The sequence below is a fragment of the Opitutia bacterium genome, from assembly GCA_016217545.1.
Taxonomy (GTDB): Bacteria; Verrucomicrobiota; Verrucomicrobiia; order Opitutales; family Opitutaceae; genus Didemnitutus.
On record JACRHT010000016.1, the window covers coordinates 419,374 to 437,277 of the forward strand.

General features: G+C 66.2%; 10 protein-coding genes. 4 read left to right on the forward strand and 6 right to left on the reverse strand.

Features of this window, described 5'->3' with window-relative positions; genetic code table 11:
• Positions 1-134 precede the first annotated feature (134 nt).
• The 4 genes from HZA32_14310 to HZA32_14325 all read left to right on the forward strand — a co-directional run bounded on the left by HZA32_14310 (position 135) and on the right by HZA32_14325 (position 8,720).
• Complete coding sequence (locus tag HZA32_14310) at positions 135-3,599, forward strand: TonB-dependent receptor (GenBank protein ID MBI5425248.1); 3,465 nt, start codon at positions 135-137, stop codon at positions 3,597-3,599.
• Positions 3,600-3,718: 119 nt separating this feature from the next.
• On the forward strand, positions 3,719-4,363 hold the full coding sequence (locus tag HZA32_14315) for a DUF3826 domain-containing protein (GenBank protein ID MBI5425249.1): 645 nt from the start codon (positions 3,719-3,721) through the stop codon (positions 4,361-4,363).
• Positions 4,364-4,386: 23 nt separating this feature from the next.
• A complete protein-coding gene (locus HZA32_14320) occupies positions 4,387-6,204 on the forward strand; it encodes a polysaccharide lyase (GenBank protein MBI5425250.1) in 1,818 nt (605 codons plus the stop codon).
• Between the two features lie 161 nt (positions 6,205-6,365).
• On the forward strand, positions 6,366-8,720 hold the full coding sequence (locus HZA32_14325) for a glycoside hydrolase family 95 protein (GenBank protein MBI5425251.1): 2,355 nt from the start codon (positions 6,366-6,368) through the stop codon (positions 8,718-8,720).
• A gap of 228 nt (positions 8,721-8,948) precedes the next feature.
• On the opposite strand, the gene HZA32_14330 is transcribed toward HZA32_14325, so the two are convergent.
• The 6 genes from HZA32_14330 to HZA32_14355 form a co-directional block, all read right to left on the reverse strand.
• Complete coding sequence (locus tag HZA32_14330; protein MBI5425252.1) at positions 8,949-10,166, reverse strand: acetylxylan esterase; 1,218 nt, start codon at positions 10,164-10,166, stop codon at positions 8,949-8,951.
• Positions 10,160-12,871, reverse strand: a complete 2,712-nt coding sequence (locus HZA32_14335) for a family 78 glycoside hydrolase catalytic domain (GenBank protein ID MBI5425253.1) — start codon at positions 12,869-12,871, stop codon at positions 10,160-10,162. The genes HZA32_14330 and HZA32_14335 overlap by 7 nt, the downstream gene beginning before the upstream one ends.
• A complete protein-coding gene (locus HZA32_14340; protein MBI5425254.1) occupies positions 12,868-13,908 on the reverse strand; it encodes an exo-alpha-sialidase in 1,041 nt (346 codons plus the stop codon). Before HZA32_14340 ends, HZA32_14335 begins: the two co-directional genes overlap by 4 nt.
• Positions 13,909-13,916: 8 nt before the next feature.
• Entirely contained in the window at positions 13,917-15,188 is a 1,272-nt protein-coding gene (locus tag HZA32_14345) for an MFS transporter (GenBank protein MBI5425255.1), read from the reverse strand.
• 4 nt (positions 15,189-15,192) lie between these two features.
• Positions 15,193-16,161 carry a glycoside hydrolase family 43 protein gene (locus HZA32_14350; GenBank protein ID MBI5425256.1) on the reverse strand — a complete coding sequence of 323 codons (969 nt, stop codon included), beginning with the start codon at positions 16,159-16,161 and terminating at the stop codon, positions 15,193-15,195.
• 92 nt (positions 16,162-16,253) lie between these two features.
• On the reverse strand, positions 16,254-17,864 hold the full coding sequence (locus HZA32_14355) for a DUF5060 domain-containing protein (protein ID MBI5425257.1): 1,611 nt from the start codon (positions 17,862-17,864) through the stop codon (positions 16,254-16,256).
• Between the last annotated feature and the right edge of the window lie 40 nt (positions 17,865-17,904).

The following is a 17,904-nucleotide window of genomic DNA, read 5'->3' on the forward strand; positions in this document are numbered from 1 at the left end:
TCTCGGGAGAATCGGGTATCCGCTCATGGTATAACCCCGATACCCAAACGACCGTGAGTCACCTCCTCACGGGCTATCCACCCCTCAAACCCTGCACACCGATGCGCTGCATACCACCCACCCGGGCCGGAGCGATGTTGAACCTTTGCGTCCGCTTCTCCCGCGTCCTCGCGCTGGCATTTGCCACCACGCTGATCGCCGTCTCCGCCACGGCCCAAACCTCCGCCACGGGCACGATTCGCGGTAACATTACCAATGCCACCAACGGCCAGACGCTGGAGAACGTCGTGCTGCGCATCACCGGCGGCAAGCAGGCCATCTCAAATTCCTATGGCGACTACGAGTTCGCCGGTGTGCCCACGGGCGACGTCGAGATTCGCGCCAGCTACGTCGGCGAGGCCGACATCGTCGCCACGGTGAACGTCGCCGCCGGCGACATCGTCCGCCGCGACTTCGTGTTCCGCGAGAAGGCTGCCCAGCTGCAAACCAACAAGGACGGCACCCTCGAACTCAGTCCCTACGTCGTGAACGCCGAGCGCTACCGCAACGCGCAGGCCACCGCCACCGCCGAGGAGCGCAACGCCGTCAACATCAAGAGCGTCGTCGCCACCGACCAGTTCGGCTACATCCCGAGCGGCAACGTCGGCGAGTTCGTCAAGTTTCTCCCCGGCATTCAGCTCGATTACGGCGCCACGGGCGGCAACAACCAAGGCTTCGCCGACAACGCGGCCAACGGCATCTCCGTCCGCGGCTTCGGACCCGAAGACACCGCCATCCTCATCGACGGCCTGCCGGTCTCCAGCACCCTCCCCGGCAATCTCACCCGCCAAGTCGGCCTCGACCAGCTCTCGATCAACAACGCCGAGCGCATCGAACTCATCAAGGTCGCCACGCCCGACATGCCCGCCAACTCCGTCGGCGGTCAGATCAATCTGATCACGCGCAATGCCTTCGAATACGCCAAGCCCACCTACAGCGGCCGCCTCTTCTTCAACTGGAACGACATGCAGTCCGACATGTTCAAGAAGACACCCGGTCCGGTGAACAAAAAGACGTTCAAGACCACTCCCGGTTTCGACGGCTCCGTTTCGTATCCGTTCAGCAAGACGCTCGGTGTTTCCTTCACCGGCGCCTGGAATCAGGAGTTCTCCGAGAGCTGGCGCGCCCAACCCCTCTGGAACAACAATCAGGCCGCGAACTACCAGAACGGCGCCTTCACCAATTCCGCCGGCCAAGCCAGCTCCGTCGCGAACCCGGTCCTCACGCGCTACCAAATCACCGACTCCCCGATGATGACCGAGCGCCGCTCGGGCAACTTCCGTGTCGATTGGCGCCCGACTCCCAATCAAACCATCCGCGCCAACGTTCAATACAGCACCTACGAAACGGCGGAAGCCAACCGCCGCCTCGACTTCCGCCCCACCATCGCCAACGGCGCGACGTGGGATAGCTCCCAAGTCGTCGGCACCACCGCCAACAGCACCACCGCGATGACCGTCACCACGCGCGACCGCATCGGCGACACCCTCAGCGGCCAGCTCCAATACGACGCCAACCTCTGGGGCTTCCAGATCAACGCCGCGGGCAGCTACTCCGTCTCGAAGAGCGACTACAAGGACGAGGAAAACGGCCACTTCTCCGAGGTGAACTTCAACCTCAACCCCGGCCGAGTCGCCCTCTTCGGCCTCGACCAAGGCATCCCGAATCAGGCCCTCACCTACACCCGCAGCACGAATCTGCCGCTGGACTATACGCAGCTGAGCAACTGGGCCTTCGACGGCACGACCGCCAAGTCCGGCGAGGCGCACAACGAGCGCATCATCGCACTCTACAAGGTCGACGTCTCCCGCCCCCTCGACTTCATTCCCTTCCTGGGCTCCAACAGCATCGTCGTCCAAGCCGGCTACCGCCACGACGAAGATCGCAACAAGAAGTCCGGCCGCGGCACCGGTTACCGCCAGATTCTCCGTCCGGGCGCCTCCTACACGATCGCCGACGTCGTCGACGACAACTATCTGGGCCAGAGCCCCGGCTTCGGCCTCGCCGCGCAGCAGTGGGGTTCGACCTACAAGCTCTACGAAGTCAACGCCGCCAAAAACATCTTCTACGTCCCCGACTTCGACGAGGCCACGCAGACCCGCGTCGAAAACTACAACAGTTTCGTCGGTCAGCAAAAGGACCTCAACGAAACCATCGATGCGTGGTATGGCATGGCCACCGGCCGCTTCTTCAACAATCGCCTGACGATTGTCGGCGGCGCGCGCCAGGAGCGCAAAGGCCGCGTCGGCCACAGCCCCTTCACCGACCCCAAGTGGGATTACCTGCGTAACTCCGACGGCTCCATCTTCACCGACGCGACTCTCGCGCCGAACGGCGTCCAGATGAGCGCCGGCAACGGTGTCGTCGAGAACGGCGTCGTTCTCACCCAGCCCACCAACCGCCCGCTCTTCGCCAGCACCGCCGAAGGCATCGCGCTCCGCCAGCTCCTCACCTCGAAGGGCATTGCGTTCCCGACCGTGCCCTACGGCCCGCCGACCGGCAACGCCGTGCGCGACCTCCGCTCCCGCATGCTGAACTTCCGCCCGGCTCGCGAAATCAACCAGCACATCACCGGCGATCCGTCCTACAGCATCAACGCCGCCTACCAGTTGACGAAGAAGATCGACCTCAAGGTCGCCTACTCCCGCTCCTTCAAGATGCAGGCGCTCGAGTCCGGCGTCGCCGGCGGCGTCGTCTCGGGCACGAACGACTTCACCATCACCGAATACACCAGCAGCGAATCCGCCTCGAACAACGGCGCGCTCGGCGAGATCAAGGTGGCCAATCCCTCGCTCAAGCCCGAAACCTCCCAGAACTGGGACTTCGAAGCCTCCTACTACACCGACGCCGGCGGCAAGCTCACCGCCAGCTACTACACGAAGTCCATCACGAACCAGACGATGAACTTCACCACCTACTCAGGCAGCCCCACATTCGCCGTGGTCATGGGCGCGCTCGGCCTCGACGCCACTGACTACGACAACTGGCGCCTCGTGACCTCCACCAACAGCACCTCCAAGCAGGAAACCTCCGGCTGGGAATTCGAAGTCCGCCAGGACCTCGGCATCCTCGGCCAATGGGGCCGCCGCTTCTCGGGCTTCCTGAGCTACTCGATGACCGACTTCCCCACTCCGGAGACGCCCGCGCCCTACACGCTGACGAACCCCAACGGCACCACCGTCACCATCACGCCGAGCGTCAACACGGTCACCTTGCGCTCCAACCGCTTCGGCGGTGCCGGTCTCCAATACGCCGGCGATCGCCTCTCCGTCCAGCTGCGCGGCACCTACAAGAACGACAACGAAATCGGCGCCGACCGCCTCAGCGTCAACGGCCAGATCTTCCGCAAGATCCAACCCGCCGAAACGCGCTTCGACCTCAACATGAGTTACCTCCTGAGCAAGCACTACAGCCTGTTCCTGAGCGGCCGCGACATCTTCAACGGCGAACGCGACCAAATCTGGCGTCACGACGGCGGCGCCCTGCCGGACTACGCTTCGCTCGCCGACCGCCGCCGCTTCGGCGTCACCTGGACCTTCGGCGTCAGCGGTTCCTGGTAATTTTGTTAGGGGGTTAGTTCGTTTGCAATGGGCCCGGTCTTTCACGGACCGGGCCTTTTTTCTCGAATACCGAAGTCATACCGTAGCGTCCCACCACCCAACCGCGTCTTTTCTCGCCCATGCTCGCCCGCGTTCTCCGCCCGCTCGCCTTCGCCGCCCTGCTCTCGCTCGCCCGCGCCGGCGACCCGCCGCCCCCGCCGCCGCCCGAGCTCGTGCAACGCGCCGAAAAAATCGTCACCACGCTCCACCTCGACGACACCGCGAAAGCCATCCGCGTCCGCGACCTCGTTGCCCGCCAATACGAGCAACTTCGCGGCATTCACCAGCTGCGCGACTCCGGCCTCAAGCTCGCGAAAGAGTCGCCCGACAAAGCCGAAGCCGAAAAGCGCCGCGCCGAAATCCTCGCCAAAACCGACGCGCACCTCGCCGCCCTCCACGCGAAATATCTCGCCGCCCTCGCCGCGGAACTCACGCCCACACAGATCGACGCCGTGAAAGACGGCATGACCTACGGCGTGCTGCCGCTCACCTTCCGCGTCTACCAGGAAATGTTGCCCAACCTCACCGCCGAACAGAAAGCGCAGATCCTTGCGTGGCTCACCGAAGCGCGCGAACACGCCATGGACGGCAGCACCTCCGAGGAGAAGCACGCCTGGTTCGGCAAATACAAGGGCCGCATCAACAATTACCTCGCGAAAGCCGGCTACAACATGAAGGAAGCCGAGAAGAATCTCACCCATCCCGCCGCGCCGACGGCCAAGTAATCCGCCCCGATTTCAACGTTCCCATGAAGATACGTCATCTCCCGCGCCACGCCATCGCCGCTCTCGCGCTCGGATTCGTCGCGACCGTCTCCTTCGCCCAAGGCTACCCGAAGGTCCCCGCCGACCTCAAAGCCGCCGCCGAAGCGCGCAAAGCCGCCGCCGATCAGCGCTCCGATGAAGCCTTCGCCAAGGCGCTGCCGGAAATCCAAGCTTGGGCGTCGAAGGGCAAACCCTACCTCCCCAATGCCGCGAAACCCGCCGATCTGCCGCAGGCCACCATCCCTGCGTTCCCCGGCGCCTGGGGCGGCGGCATGTATTCCTTCGGCGGCCGCGGCGGCAAGGTCATCGTCGTCACCAACCTCAGTGACTCCGGCCCCGGTTCGTTTCGCGCCGCCTGCGAGGAAGGCGGCCCGCGCGTCATCGTCTTCAACGTCGCCGGCATCATCCGCCTCAAGGACCACCTCCGCATCCGCGCGCCCTACGTCACCATCGCGGGCAACACCGCCCCCGGCGACGGCGTCTGCATCGCCGGCAACACCGTCGAGGTCGAGACCCACGACGTCGTCATCCGCCACCTGCGCTTCCGCCGCGGCGAGACCGACCCCGCTGATCGCGACGATTCGCTCGGCGGCAAGCCTGTCGGCAACCTCATCATCGATCACGTCTCCACCTCGTGGAGCCTCGACGAAAACCTCTCCGCCTATTTCCACTGGGCCACACCCGGCGGCGGCAAACCGGTGAAGACGCCCACCGTCAACATCACGATCCAGAACAGCATCTCCTCCGAGTCGCTCAGCACCTACCATCACGCCTTCGGTTCCACCATCGGCGGCCTGAACAGCACGTTCCATCACAACCTCTGGGCCTGCAACACCGGCCGCAATCCGAGCGTCGGCATGTATGGCGACTTCACCTTCGCCAACAACGTCCTCTTCAACTGGCGCCACCGCACCATCGACGGCGGTGACCACCGCAGCGCCTTCAACATCATCGGCAACTACTTCAAGGCCGGCCCCGGCACTCCGCCCGACGAAGATGTCGCCTACCGCATCCTCAAACCCGAATCCGAGCGCAGCAAGACCGCCGTAAATCACTTCGGCAAAGCCTACGTCGCCGGCAACGTCGTCGAAGGCAACGCGCGCGTCACGAAGGACAATTGGGACGGCGGCGTGCAGCCCGACGTCGTCAGCCGCGAGCGTAAGTTCCGCGAGCTGATGGAAGCGGCACCGAAGCCCGGCCCGAAGCGCGACGAGTTCGCCGCCAAGACCAAGGCGCAGGTCGACTCGCTGAAATTCTACCACGAGACCGAAGCCGACGCCCTCAAGGCCATCCGCGTCAACGAACCGTTCGCGCACGCGCAATTCCCGCTCACGTCCGCCCAGGAAGCCTTCGACTACGTCGTCGCGAACGCCGGCGCCTACTTGCCGACGCGCGACGCTGTTGACACGCGCGTGCTCGAACAAGTCCGCACGGGCAAGATCCCGACGCGCCAAATCTCTCCCGAAACGCCGAAGCTCGCGAAGTTCTACGGCTACCAGCAGAAGTTCACCGACGAACTCCCTGGCTACGTCGCCGCCGGATTCGTCACGAATCCGAGCGAAGTCGGCGGCTATCCCGAATACAAGGGCACGCCCTACGTCGACAGCGACGGCGACGGCCTGCCCGACGCCTGGGAAACCACGCACGGCCTCAACCCGCACGAGGCATCCGACGCGCTCAAGGACGCCAACGGCGACGGCTACACCAATATCGAAAAATTCATCTACGGCCTCGACCCGCGCGCCCCGAAAACCGACTGGACCGACCTGAAGAACAATATCGATCCACTCGCGAAAAAATAACCGCGCTTCCAAGGGCCGTTGCGACCAACGGCCCTTTTCGTTTCGCGGGGTAGCCCGCGACCTCTGGGCGCGGGTCCTCCGCTCCGCCTCCCCGACCACGTTCTCATTCGCAACTCCGGTAGGGGCGGTTGCCCTCAACCGCCCTCCCTCCGCCCTCCGCCATGCGTGTTTCCGCCCTCACCGCCGCGCTCTTCCTCGCCCTCGCCGCACCGCTCCGCGCCGAATCGCCCGCACCGGCTCCGCTTCCGGGCTCTCAGCTCTCCGCTCTAGACTCTCAGCTCTGGTTCACCCACCCCGCTGCCAAATGGGAGGAAGCACTCCCGATCGGCAGCGGCCGCCTCGGCGCCATGGTCTTCGGCGGCACGGAGCACGAGCGCATCCAGTTCAACGAAGACACTCTCTGGCTCGGGAAGCCCCACGACTACGTCCGCGCCGGCTCCGGCGAAGCGCTCCCCGAAGTTCGTCGCCTGCTCGCCGCCGGCGACGTCAAAGGCGCCGAGACGCTCGCGCGCACCAAAGTCCTCGGCGATCCCGTCCGCCAAAAAGCCTATCAACCCTTCGGCGATCTGCGTCTCCATTTTCCCGGCCACGCCGGCGCGCAGAACTACCGCCGCTCACTCGATCTCGACACCGCCCTCGCTGTCACGCGCTACACCGTCGACGGCGTGACGTTCACGCGCACCGTCTTCGCCAGTTATCCGGACAACGCCCTCGTCGTCCGCCTCGAAGCCGACCGCGCCGGCGCGCTCACGTTCACCGTCGCCCTCGACTCCCCGCACAAAGATTCCCGCACCGAGGGTGGGACGGGACCGGGACGAGTGCGTGAGCCTCGTCCGCTGGGCCCGCCGCAACTCACGCTCGCCGGCCGCGTCCAAGCCGACGGCCTCCGCTTCGAGGCGCGCGTCACCGTCGATCACGACGGCGGCACTGTCATCGCCGCCGACCGCACTCTCACGCTCACCGGCGCAACCTCCGCCACGCTTCGCCTCGTCGCCGCGACGAGTTTTAAATCCTGGCAGGACATCTCGGCCGATCCGTCCGCCCGCTGCGCCGACTATCTCGCGCAACTCGCCTCGCGCCGTTACGCCGACCTTCTCGCCCGCCACATCGCCGATCACCAGAAACTCTTTCGCCGCGTCGCGCTCAACCTCGGCCACACCCCCGCCGCCGAACTCCCCACCGACGAGCGCCTCCGCCGCGCCAAGGCCGCCGGCAACATCGACGCCAACCCCGCGCTCGCCGCGCTGCACTTCGCCTACGGCCGCTACCTTCTTATCGCCAGCAGTCGTCCCGGCTCGCAGCCGGCGAACTTGCAAGGCGTCTGGAACGAACTCCTCAACCCGCCGTGGGAATCGAAATACACCACGAACATCAATTTTGAGATGAACTACTGGCTCGCCGAGACCACCGGCCTCGGCGAGTGCCACGAGCCCTTCTTCACCGCCATCGACGACCTCCGCGTCAGCGGCGCCCGCACTGCCCAAAAACTCTACGGCGCCCGCGGCTGGGTTCTCCACCACAACTTCGACCTCTGGCGCGGCACCGCGCCGATCAACAACATCGACGGCATCTGGCCCACCGGCGGCGCCTGGCTCTGCTGGCACCTCTGGGAACGCTACCTCTTCACCGGCGACCGCGACTTCCTCGGTGAGCGCGCCTACCCGGCGATGAAGGACGCCTCGCTGTTCTTCGTCGACAGCCTTGTCCGCGAACCGAAGCACAACTGGCTCGTCACCTCGCCGTCCTTCTCGCCCGAGCAAGGCACGATGACCATCGGCCCCGCGATGGACACGCAACTCATCCGCGCGCTCTGGCGCAGCACGCGTGACGCCGCGCGCCTCCTCGGGCGCGATGCGGACTTCGCCGCCGAACTCGACACCAAACTCCAACAGCTCCCGCCCGACCTGATCGGCAAGCACGGCCAGCTTCAGGAGTGGCTCGACGATGTCGACGTCCCCAACAACGTTCACCGCCACATGTCGCCACTCTGGGCGCTCTACCCCGGCGACGACTTCACGCCGGCCCGCGCCGACGTCTACGCCGCGGCAAAAAAGCTCCTCGCATGGCGCGGCGACGGTAGCACCGGTTGGAGCTACGCGTGGCGCATTCCGCTCTGGGCGCGCGTCGGCGACGGCGACATGGCCTATCGCCAACTCTCCCTCCTCCTCACGAAACGCACGCTCCCGAACCTCTTCGATCTCTGTGGCCCGTTCCAAATCGACGGCAACTTCGGCGCCACCGCCGGCATCGTCGAGATGCTCCTGCAAAGCCACCAACGCACCGCCGACGGCACCGTGATCATCGATCTTCTCCCCGCGCTCCCGAAAACCTGGTCGACCGGCAGCGTCACCGGCCTGCGCGCCCGCGACGGCTTCATCGTCGACCTCGCGTGGCGCGACGGCCGTCTCGTCTCCGCCCGCATCGCGGCGACCCTCGACGCTAGCGCCCTCGTGCGCTTCAACGGCACCGAAAAGCTCATTCCCTTCACCCGCGGCGAGATTTTCGGCGTGCTCTAAAGCCGACTCTGTAGCCGGGCTCGCTGAGCCCGGTCGGCGCTTCTTCCCTCGGGAAAGCCCCTTCCCGGGGTCAGCGACCCGGGCTACATTATTTTCTGAAAACGTCGGAGCACTCCTCCGTTACGCGAGTGCGCTTGCAAGGCAGTCCGCGACCTCCGGGCGCGGACGCCTCGGATCCGCCCCAAAGCAATCCCGGCCGCGCGTGACGAGCCTCGCTTTCGCCGCGTTTCAGCGCTGCAACGCCCGCAACGCCGCTTCCGCCGCCTCCACGCTTCTCAGCGCGCCGGGCGGCAACTCGTCCGCGCTCTTGAACACCCGCAGCGTGTCTGCCGACTCCAGCGCGACGTGCGCCTCGTCGAAGTCCTTCCTCAATCCGAACTGCTCTGCGAGAAACCGATACATCGCCGCGCGCTTCGACGGGCCGTAGTCGTGGCCTTCGGTCGGCAGGTGAACGTTGCCCACCTGTCCCGTCGCGTCGAAGAGCCCGTAGACGTGCTGCAGGAAAGGGAATTCGCTCGCCGGCGTGAACTGCGTCCAGTCCTTGCCGTCGGAAATCACGAGCTGCGGCCGCGGCGCGGCCAGCGCCGCGATCATCGCGTTGCTCGCGAAGTGTTCCGCACTGCGATGAATCGGAAGGCCGCTCTCGCACGGGCAACCGCCGAAGAAATACGACGACACCATCACCACCGGCGCGCTCACCGCGACGCGCGGCTCGAGCGCCGCGAGCAAAAACGCCTGCGTGCCGCCGCCCGACTCGCCCGTCACGGCGATTCGCTTTGCGTCCACGCCGGGCAACGAGGCGAGAAAATCCACCGCCCGCAGCGCCGTCCACAGCTGCATCGTCAGCGAAAACGGCCGCCGGTGCGCCTCCGGGCCGAACGCGGTCAGCGAGTCGCCGTAGCCGAACATGTCGAGCGACAGCACCACCGCACCCATGCGCGCGAGCGTGGCGCCGCGCCGTTGCACGCTCTCCGTGAAGCGGCCGTGCCGCGCCCAGTCCTCCGGCGCATTCACGCCACCCGTGTGCCCGTGCGTCGTCAGCACCGCCGGCGCGAGCTTCCCGGCCCGCAGCGGACGATAGAGATTCCCACCGACGAATACACCCGGCACGGGCTCGAACATCACGTTCTGCACGGTGTAGCCGTCGTGCGCGCGCGGCTCGCTCGCCATCGCGTTCAGTGGCGTGCGGCGCGGCCACGGCGCGAGATTGGCCCCCTGCTGGATCTTTTGCCGCACGAGATCGGCGTAGGTCGTCCAGACGGCGCGGGTGTCGAATTCCTTCGCCGCCGCGCGCAGCACGGCGTCGCCCTGCTCCGGCGTCAGAAAATAGCGCACGCACAGCGCCGGTCCGGTCGCCGGCGCGGGCGGCACGGATGACGGCAACCAATTCACCGCGGCCGACGCGAGCGCCGCGAACGAGAAAAACACAGCCAAGAACTTCACCATGGGGTTTCGAAGGAGTAGACGCCTGACGCCACTTCGATAACGGCGCGGTCTCCCTCGGCGCGAACGAATTTTACCCCGCTTGCCTGCGCCAGAGGCCGGCCGCCTTCGCGCACCGCGCTCGCATCGCGCGTCGGCAGATAGACGGTCGCGCTCGCGTTGGCCGGCACGGTCAACCGCAGGGCGAATTTTCCGTCCGCGCGCTCCCAACGGACGCGATAGTCGCCGCGCACGGTCCGCTGCGTGACCTCGGCCCACGTGAGATCGCCGACCGGCTGCGGCCGCACGATCGCGTGCTTGAAGCCCGGCGCTTCCGGATCGGGCGCGATGCCCGCGACCCGCTGGTAGAACCACTCGGTGATTTGCCCGAGCATGAAGTGATTGTGCGAGGCGCCGAGCGACGCGTGCCACGACTCCGCGAGCGCAGTCGCGCCGAGCTTCAGTTGATAACCGTAGCCCGGTTTCTCGTCCTGATTGATCAGGCGGTAGATCACGTCGTCGCGTCCCGCCTGCGCGAGCGCCAGCAAGAGGTAACGGAAGCCAATGTCGCCTGCGGTCGCGTAGCCCTTGGCCTCGACGTCCTTGATCAACGCGGCCAACACCGCGGGCCGATCGCGCTCCTCGACGAGCCCCATCGCGAGCGGAATGCAGAGCGACGCCTGCGACGCCGTGCCATAGAGGCCGTCGCCGCGCCGGAACTTCGCGGTGTAGGCGCGCCGGATTTCCTCGGCGCGCCGAGCGTAGCGCGCGGCATCCTCGCCGCGGCCGAGCAGTCCTGCCGTGCGCGCGAGCGTGCGCGCGTCCTCGTAGAAAAACGCCGTGGCCGTGATCGGTGGCGGCGTGAGGTTCGCGCGCTTGCCGCTGTTCATTTCGTAATCATACCAATCGCCCAGTCCGTCGCTGAGAATGTCATGGTCCGCGCGCGACTCGAGAAACGCGAAGTAGCGCTGCATCGCCGGGTAGTAGTCGCGCAGGAGCGACTCGTCGCCGGTGAAGTCCCGTTGCTGCCACGGAACGAACAGGAACGCCGCGCCCCACTCGGCCGCGTTGCGGAAACCGCCTTTGAACTCGACGTATTCGGGCGCGATGTTCGGGACGAGTCCGTCGGGCAACTGCGCCTCCACCATGTCGCGCATCGCCTTCGCGTAGGTGCGCGTGACGTCGAACTCGTGGCGGATCGCGGGGCCGTTGAGGTGGAATTGCTCGATCCAGCCGAGTTTCTCGCGGTGCGGGCAGTCGGTCAGAACGGAAACAAGGTTCGACGATTGCGCCCACCAGACCAAATCGCGGATCCGATTCAGGAGCGGATTCGACGTCGCGAACTCGCCGACCGGCTGCGCCGCCGCGCGCACGATCACCATTTGCAATCGATCGATCTTCGGAGCCGCGCCGCCGGGCTGCGCCGGCAAGAGTTCGGCGCGCACGTAACGCGAACCGAGATAGTAGAACTGCGGGAACCACGTCTCCTCGCCGTCCGTCGCCTTCGTGTATTGCCACCACGCGCTGCCGCGATGCGCGCCGCCCATCGTGCCGCGCTCGATGCTGCCATCCTCTTTCACGACCTCGCCCGGCACCAGCCGCACCGTCGAGCCCGCCGGCCCGCTCACCGTGAGCCGCGGCATGAACGACGTGTTTTGCCCGAAATCGAACAACACCGCGCCATCCGCGAGTGTGCGCACGCTCACCGGCTCGCGCGTCTCGATGGCGCGCAGCGGCTCATTGGCGAATGACAGACCGCGCAGCGCACCGAGGGGCGCCGTCGCGAGCGTCACCGGCCTCCAGCCGTCCGCCGCCGCGCCGACGCGGTTCCAGCCGGCCGGCAACCGCCGCGCGTCGTAGTCCTCACCGCCGTAGATGCTCGACCACGTGATCGGCCCCGGATGCGTGCGCCAGTTCTCGTCGGTGCCGACGAATTCCACGCTGCCGTCCGCGTATTCGAGCCGGAGTTGCGCGATCGCGCGCAGTTCGCCGAATTTGCCCGTGAACTTCGCGAAGCGGCTGTCCCTGCGCTCGACGTGATACAGGCCGCGCCCGAGCGCGAGGCCGATGGCGTTGGCACCGGCGGCCAGTTGCGCAGTCACATCGTGCGTGTCGTAGAGCACCGTGTCGTGATAAGAGGTCCAGCCGGGCGTAAGCAGATCGACGCCGATCTTCGCGCCATTGAGAAACGCCTCGTATTGCCCGAGACCGGTGACGTGCAGCACGGCGCGTTTCAGGCCGGGCTTCACCGTGAACTCCCGTCGGAACAAGGCACCTTCCGCGTTCGGCGCCGCTTCGATCCATTTCGCCCGCCAGTCTTCCGGTCGCAATACGCCCATCGTCCACTGCGCGGCTGCGCTCCAGGGCGTCGGCCGCCCCGCGGCATCCCACGCGCGCACCTTCCAGAAAACGCGCTGCGAGGTGGCGAGCGGAGTCCCGGCGTAAGCGATCCAAGCGGTCGCGTCGGACGCGATGCGTCCGCTGTCCCACAGGTCTCCGCGATCCGCCGCGAGTTGCTCGGGCGTCGAGGAGACCAACACCTGCCACGCCGTCTGGCGCGAGCCGCGCGCGGCGGCATCGTCATCGCGCACCTGCCAGCTCAAGCGCGGCGTCGCGGCGTCGACGCCCAGCGGATCGACGGCGCTCTCGCATTTCAGATTCACGACCTGCAACGCCGCCGAGGCGGCCGTGACCGCACAGAAACAGGACAACGCGGCGAGCAGCTTCATAGTTTTTTCGGATCGATCACCACGTGTTTGATGCGCGTGCGATCCCACGTGTAGGTGATGTGAGCGAGCCCGTCGCGCGCTTGGATGACGGCGGGATACGCATACCCGGCCTTGTTCGGCTCGGTCTCGAGCGTGAGCACGCGCTCCCAATGCACGCCGTCCTTCGAAATCGCCACGTCGAGCGGCCAGCGGTCGCCCTTCGCCTCGGCGGCGCGATGGCCGCTGTGATTGTAGACGAGCAACTGACGCCCGTCGGCGAGCGTGACGGCATCGGTGCCGGAGTTTGGGTTCGGCAGATCGATCGCCGTCAGCGGGGACCACGTCTTGCCGCCGTCCTTCGACCACGTCTGCGCGTTCACGCCTTGCCGCGTGCGGGCGACGGCCTGCAGGCGACCGTCGGCGTGGAAGAGGACGCTCGGCTGGATCGCGTCGAAATGCGGGCCTTGCGCGACGGGCGGCGTGCGCGTCCACGTGACGCCGCGATCGCGCGAAAGCTCGAAGTGCATGAGCCAGCCGTCTTCGTTGCCCTCGGTGCTTGAAGGCGACAGCCAAGTGCCATCGGCAAGTTCGACCGGCTTGTTCTTGATCGGGCCCAGGATGCCGTCGGGCAGGCGCGTGGGCTTGCTCCACGTTTTGCCGCCGTCAGCCGACGTCACGACCATGCCCCACCATTTCGACGGCGACGGGCCGACCTTGTAGAAGAGGAAAAGCGGCGCGTTTTTCGGCGCGAAGAGCACCGGGTTCCACGTCGGCTCGCGTTTGCCGTCGGGCTGGAGGCCGTTCGCCACCTCGACCGCTTCGGTCCAATGGCCGTCAACGTGGCGCGAGACCCAAATGCCGACGTCCGGCGCGCGCTCCTTGGTGCCGCCGAACCACGCCGCCGCCAGCTGGCCGGGCGCGATCTCGACGATCGTCGACGCGTGGCACGAGGGATACGGGGCCTTTTCGAAGATGAATTCGGCTTTCACGACGGCGTCGGCCGGCGCCGCCGGGAGCGACATCAGGCCGAGCGCAAGAAACAGGACAAGGTAACGCATGGGAAAAATCACGCCGCCGCCGGGGCCGCCGGGATATCGCGCCGCGCAAACACGAACACGGCCCCGAGCAGCAGCACCGCGCTGACGACATAGACAACGCCGCCGAACGCGATCGCTTCGCTCATGTTGTCGACGTCGCGCGCGTGGCGGCCGTATTTCGTGGCGAGACCGACGGCGATCGGACCGAGCGCGCCGCCGCCCCAGCCCACTGTGTTCATGATGCCCGCCGCCGTCGCGCGCGCGCGCGGCTCCACCACATCGTAGAGCGCGGCAAAGATGTTCGCGTCGTAAAGGCCCTTGCAAAGGCCGAAGATCGTCATCGCCACCAGCAGCGTGCGCACGTCCGTGGTCAATCCCACGAGCGCCACGAAACCCGCGCCGACCACCAGGCCGATCGCCTGCACGAGGATGCGCCCGCCGGCGAAGCGCCGCACGAGCCTGTCCGCCAGCCAGCCGCCGACCGGCACGCTCAACGCACTCGCCAAGTGAATGAAAACCGAGCCCGACAGGCCTGCCGTCGTGAGTCGGAAATGAAACTTCTCCGTCAGAAACGTCGGCGTCCACGTCAGGAAAACCGTCGCCACGAGATTCGCACCGAGGAACGCGAGCATCAGCAACACCGCGGTCGGCTTGCGGAAGATGCCGGCCAGCGTTTCGCGCACGCCCAACGGCGCGGGCTGCGGTTCCTTCGTCGTCGTTTCCGCCTCGCCGCGCACCGGCTCGCGCAGGAAACGCCAGAGCACGAGCGCGAGCACGATGCCCGCGCCGCCGAAGAAATAGAACCCGACGCGCCAGCCCATCTCCTCCGCGAACCACGCGCCGAGCCAACTGCCGCCGATCGTGCCGGCATAGACGCTCGATTGGTGAAACGACATCGCACGCGACCGCGTCGTGCGATCGTGGTAGTCGCTCACGAGAGACATCGTCGCCGGGAAATAGAAGGTCTCGCCGAAGCCCTCGAGCGCACGCACGGTGACGAATTGCCAGAACTGCGTGCACGCGCCCGTGAACACCGTCACGCCGCTCCAGAAGACGCAACCGCCGAGAATGAGCATCTTGCGCGACACGCGATCGGCGATCAGCCCCGCCAGCGGCGCGCCCGCCGCGTAGACCCATGCGAACGCCGAGCCGATGATGCCGAGTTGCACGGCGTCGAAGCCGAACTCTGATTTCAGTCGCGGAAAAACCGAGAAGATCGCCTGCCGGTCCGCGTAGTTGAAGAAGCAGACGAACCACAGCATGCCCACGACCGCCCACTTGTAGTTACGGTGCGCGGGCATGACGTCAGCGTTGCTGCGGTTGCGCCGCAGGCCAGGCCGCGAGCAACTGCTCCATCTCGGCGCGCGAGACCGCGACGATGCAGCCGTGGCGCGCGTGCGCCGGCAGCTTGATCCGGTCGCTCACGTCCTCCCAATGCCGCAAGTCCCGCGAGCGCACCATGCCGATCGCGTCGAGCCGATGCTTGTCGAAATAGACGCGATATTCGCCCCCGACCTTGATCGCAGTCGGGCCTTCGGCCCAAAAGTCGCCGGTGAGCGCAGGCGAAGCCTCGCCCCACGGGCCCTCGGCGCTCTCGCCGCGAATCAGCCGGATGTTCTTTTCCGTCTTCGGCTGCACCGTCTCGTTCTTCACGAACATCAGCCAGCGCCCGTCGTCGTCGCGCAGCAGGTTCGCATCGATGACATTGAAGCCGCCGTCGTAGAGCAGGCGCGTCGGCTCGAACGTCACGAAGTCCTCCGTCGTGGTCGCGTAGATGCGGTGATTGCGCTCGGGGCGCGTGTTCGAGAGTTCCGTCTCCCGAAATTTGCCGAGGATCGTGGTCGACCAGAAAATCAGGTAACGCTTCCGCGCATCGTCCCACACGATCTCCGGCGCCCAGCAGTTTTGCGCCTGCGGCTCGTGCGCCATCATCGGCAGCGTTTTTTGCTCGGACCAATGGACGAGGTCGCGCGACGAGGCGTAGCCGATGTCGCGTCCCGTCCAGCCCGTCGTCCAAACGAGATGCCACGTGCCGTTCGGGCCGCGGTAGAGGCACGGATCGCGCATCAGTTTCTTCTCGCCGGCCGTCGGCGTGATCAGCGCCTGGCCGCCGTTGAGCATCTCGAACGCATAGCCATCGCGGCTCCACGCGAGCCGGAAACCCTCCGCCTCCTTGTCGTGGTAGAAGTAGGCGAACAGGTAGCAGGTCTCGGGCAACGGCGCCTCGCTCGCGCGGGCAAGCGCGCCGCCAATCGCCCCCCAGACAAGCGTCATCGCGAGGCACGCGCAGCGTGCCGCGGCGATCCAGCTGGATTGCCGCGTCGCTGCGCTCCTCGCAATGACACGCATCGAACTGATTCGGCGGCTCATGATCCCGCGAGCAACAGTTCGAGTTTCACGGGCTGGCCGTCCGCGCCGATGCGGCGGACGCGCACCGCCATGCCGGGCTTGCCCGGTAACGGCACCTTGCGGCCCTGCACATCAACGAAGTGGTAGTTGTCGAGCTTCTTGGTCACGAACTCGCCCTCGACCGGCGTGACGGTCATGGCCCAGGTGTCGATGACTTCGACGACGTAGCGTTGACCGTCGGCCACGCCGTTCTTGTAGAGCTTGAATTCCCACTCCGTCGGCTGCGCGCGGCCGAAATACGTGAGGTAATACGTCGCCGGCACGCCGGCCGTGTTCGGGTCCTGCCACTTGTCGATCGGGTCGATGCCCGCCGCGGGGCCTTCCTCGAGCATCTTCCGCAGGAACGCCAGCCGCGGCGCGCTTTGGCCCTTCAACGTGCCACCAAACGACGTCCACGTGTCCTCGTTCTCGAGGAAATAATCGCCGTGACCGACGTAGGTGCCGGCGACGGTGCCGCACCAGAAGCGGTGCACCATCTCCTCGCCGCTGAGCTGGCCCCAGCGATACGGACTCCGGCCTTCGTATTTCACCTCGTCGTAAACCACCGGCTTGCGCCAGACACCGCGATACATCTCGGCGCGACCGGGCTCCTCGACCGCCGCGCCGTTCTGGATGGAGGCGTGCGTGACCCAGGCCTTGTTGTTGTCGTAGAGCGCCGCGCCGTTGTGGATCGAACGCAGATGACCATAAGGATCGCACGCCTGCACCAGCGCGCCGATGCGGTCCCAATCGGCCTCGGTCTTGGTGCGGAGGAAATCGTATTCGTTGGCGAGCGACCACCAGACGTTCCGGAACGCGCCGAAGCGCGCGACGACGTAGCGGACGTAGCGCTCGTCCGCGGCGGCGTCCATCGTCTCGAAGCCCCACTTGCCATAGGGATTGAAAAGGATCACGTCGGCCTCGACGCCGAGATCGCGCAGCTGCGCGATGCGCTGCTCGTAGTGACGGAAATAGTCCGGATTGAACCGCGTGTAGTCCCAGCCGTGCGGCGGCGTGCCGGCGAACGGCCAGCGCGGCGGCGCGAACTTGCCCTGAAACGGATTCGGCTGCGGCGTGAGCAACATGCGGGCCTTGTTGAACGGCGCGGCGGCGAGCGTGCGCAGCGTCTCCTCCTGGACCGCGTCAGGCGTGTCGGTCCAGTTGTAGATCGTCGTGCCGATCTGCTTGAACGGCGTGCCATCCGCGTAGGCGAAATGGAAGGTGTTGAACACGCGCACAGGCCCGTGATTGCCCTTGGCCGGCGCCGTCGCGGTGAACGCACCGAGCTTGCCGGTCAGCGGCCAGCGATTGCTCTTCGTCTCGTAGCGCCACTCGCCGACCGCATTCGGCATGAAGCGCACTTTGTAGACGCCTCCGCCGTCGTAGAAACCCGGCACCTCGAGCGTCGTCGCGCCGTTCGTGAACACGGCGCTTAGCCGCACGTCGACGAATGGATTGCCGTCGTCGGGGCCTTTCAGTTCGAGTTCGAAGACGCCCCATTTTTCGGCGGTGGCGGGCGCCGCAGCGAACGAGGGCAACGCGACGGCTAGAAGGAAGAGACTCACGAAGAACGAATGGATGACTTTCATGGGACCGAAATTTTCAGACGGATCGGAAGGTGGTCGCGCG

Coding starts and splice junctions, on each gene's coding strand:
- HZA32_14310 (MBI5425248.1), top strand. CDS start 135: ATGTTGAACCTTTGCGTCCGCTTCTCCCGCGTCCTCGCGCTGGCATTT.
- HZA32_14325 (MBI5425251.1), top strand. CDS start 6,366: ATGCGTGTTTCCGCCCTCACCGCCGCGCTCTTCCTCGCCCTCGCCGCA.
- HZA32_14355 (MBI5425257.1), bottom strand. CDS start 17,864: ATGAAAGTCATCCATTCGTTCTTCGTGAGTCTCTTCCTTCTAGCCGTC.
- HZA32_14340 (MBI5425254.1), bottom strand. CDS start 13,908: ATGCGTTACCTTGTCCTGTTTCTTGCGCTCGGCCTGATGTCGCTCCCG.
- HZA32_14345 (MBI5425255.1), bottom strand. CDS start 15,188: ATGCCCGCGCACCGTAACTACAAGTGGGCGGTCGTGGGCATGCTGTGG.
- HZA32_14350 (MBI5425256.1), bottom strand. CDS start 16,161: ATGACGCTTGTCTGGGGGGCGATTGGCGGCGCGCTTGCCCGCGCGAGC.
- HZA32_14320 (MBI5425250.1), top strand. CDS start 4,387: ATGAAGATACGTCATCTCCCGCGCCACGCCATCGCCGCTCTCGCGCTC.
- HZA32_14315 (MBI5425249.1), top strand. CDS start 3,719: ATGCTCGCCCGCGTTCTCCGCCCGCTCGCCTTCGCCGCCCTGCTCTCG.
- HZA32_14330 (MBI5425252.1), bottom strand. CDS start 10,166: ATGGTGAAGTTCTTGGCTGTGTTTTTCTCGTTCGCGGCGCTCGCGTCG.
- HZA32_14335 (MBI5425253.1), bottom strand. CDS start 12,871: ATGAAGCTGCTCGCCGCGTTGTCCTGTTTCTGTGCGGTCACGGCCGCC.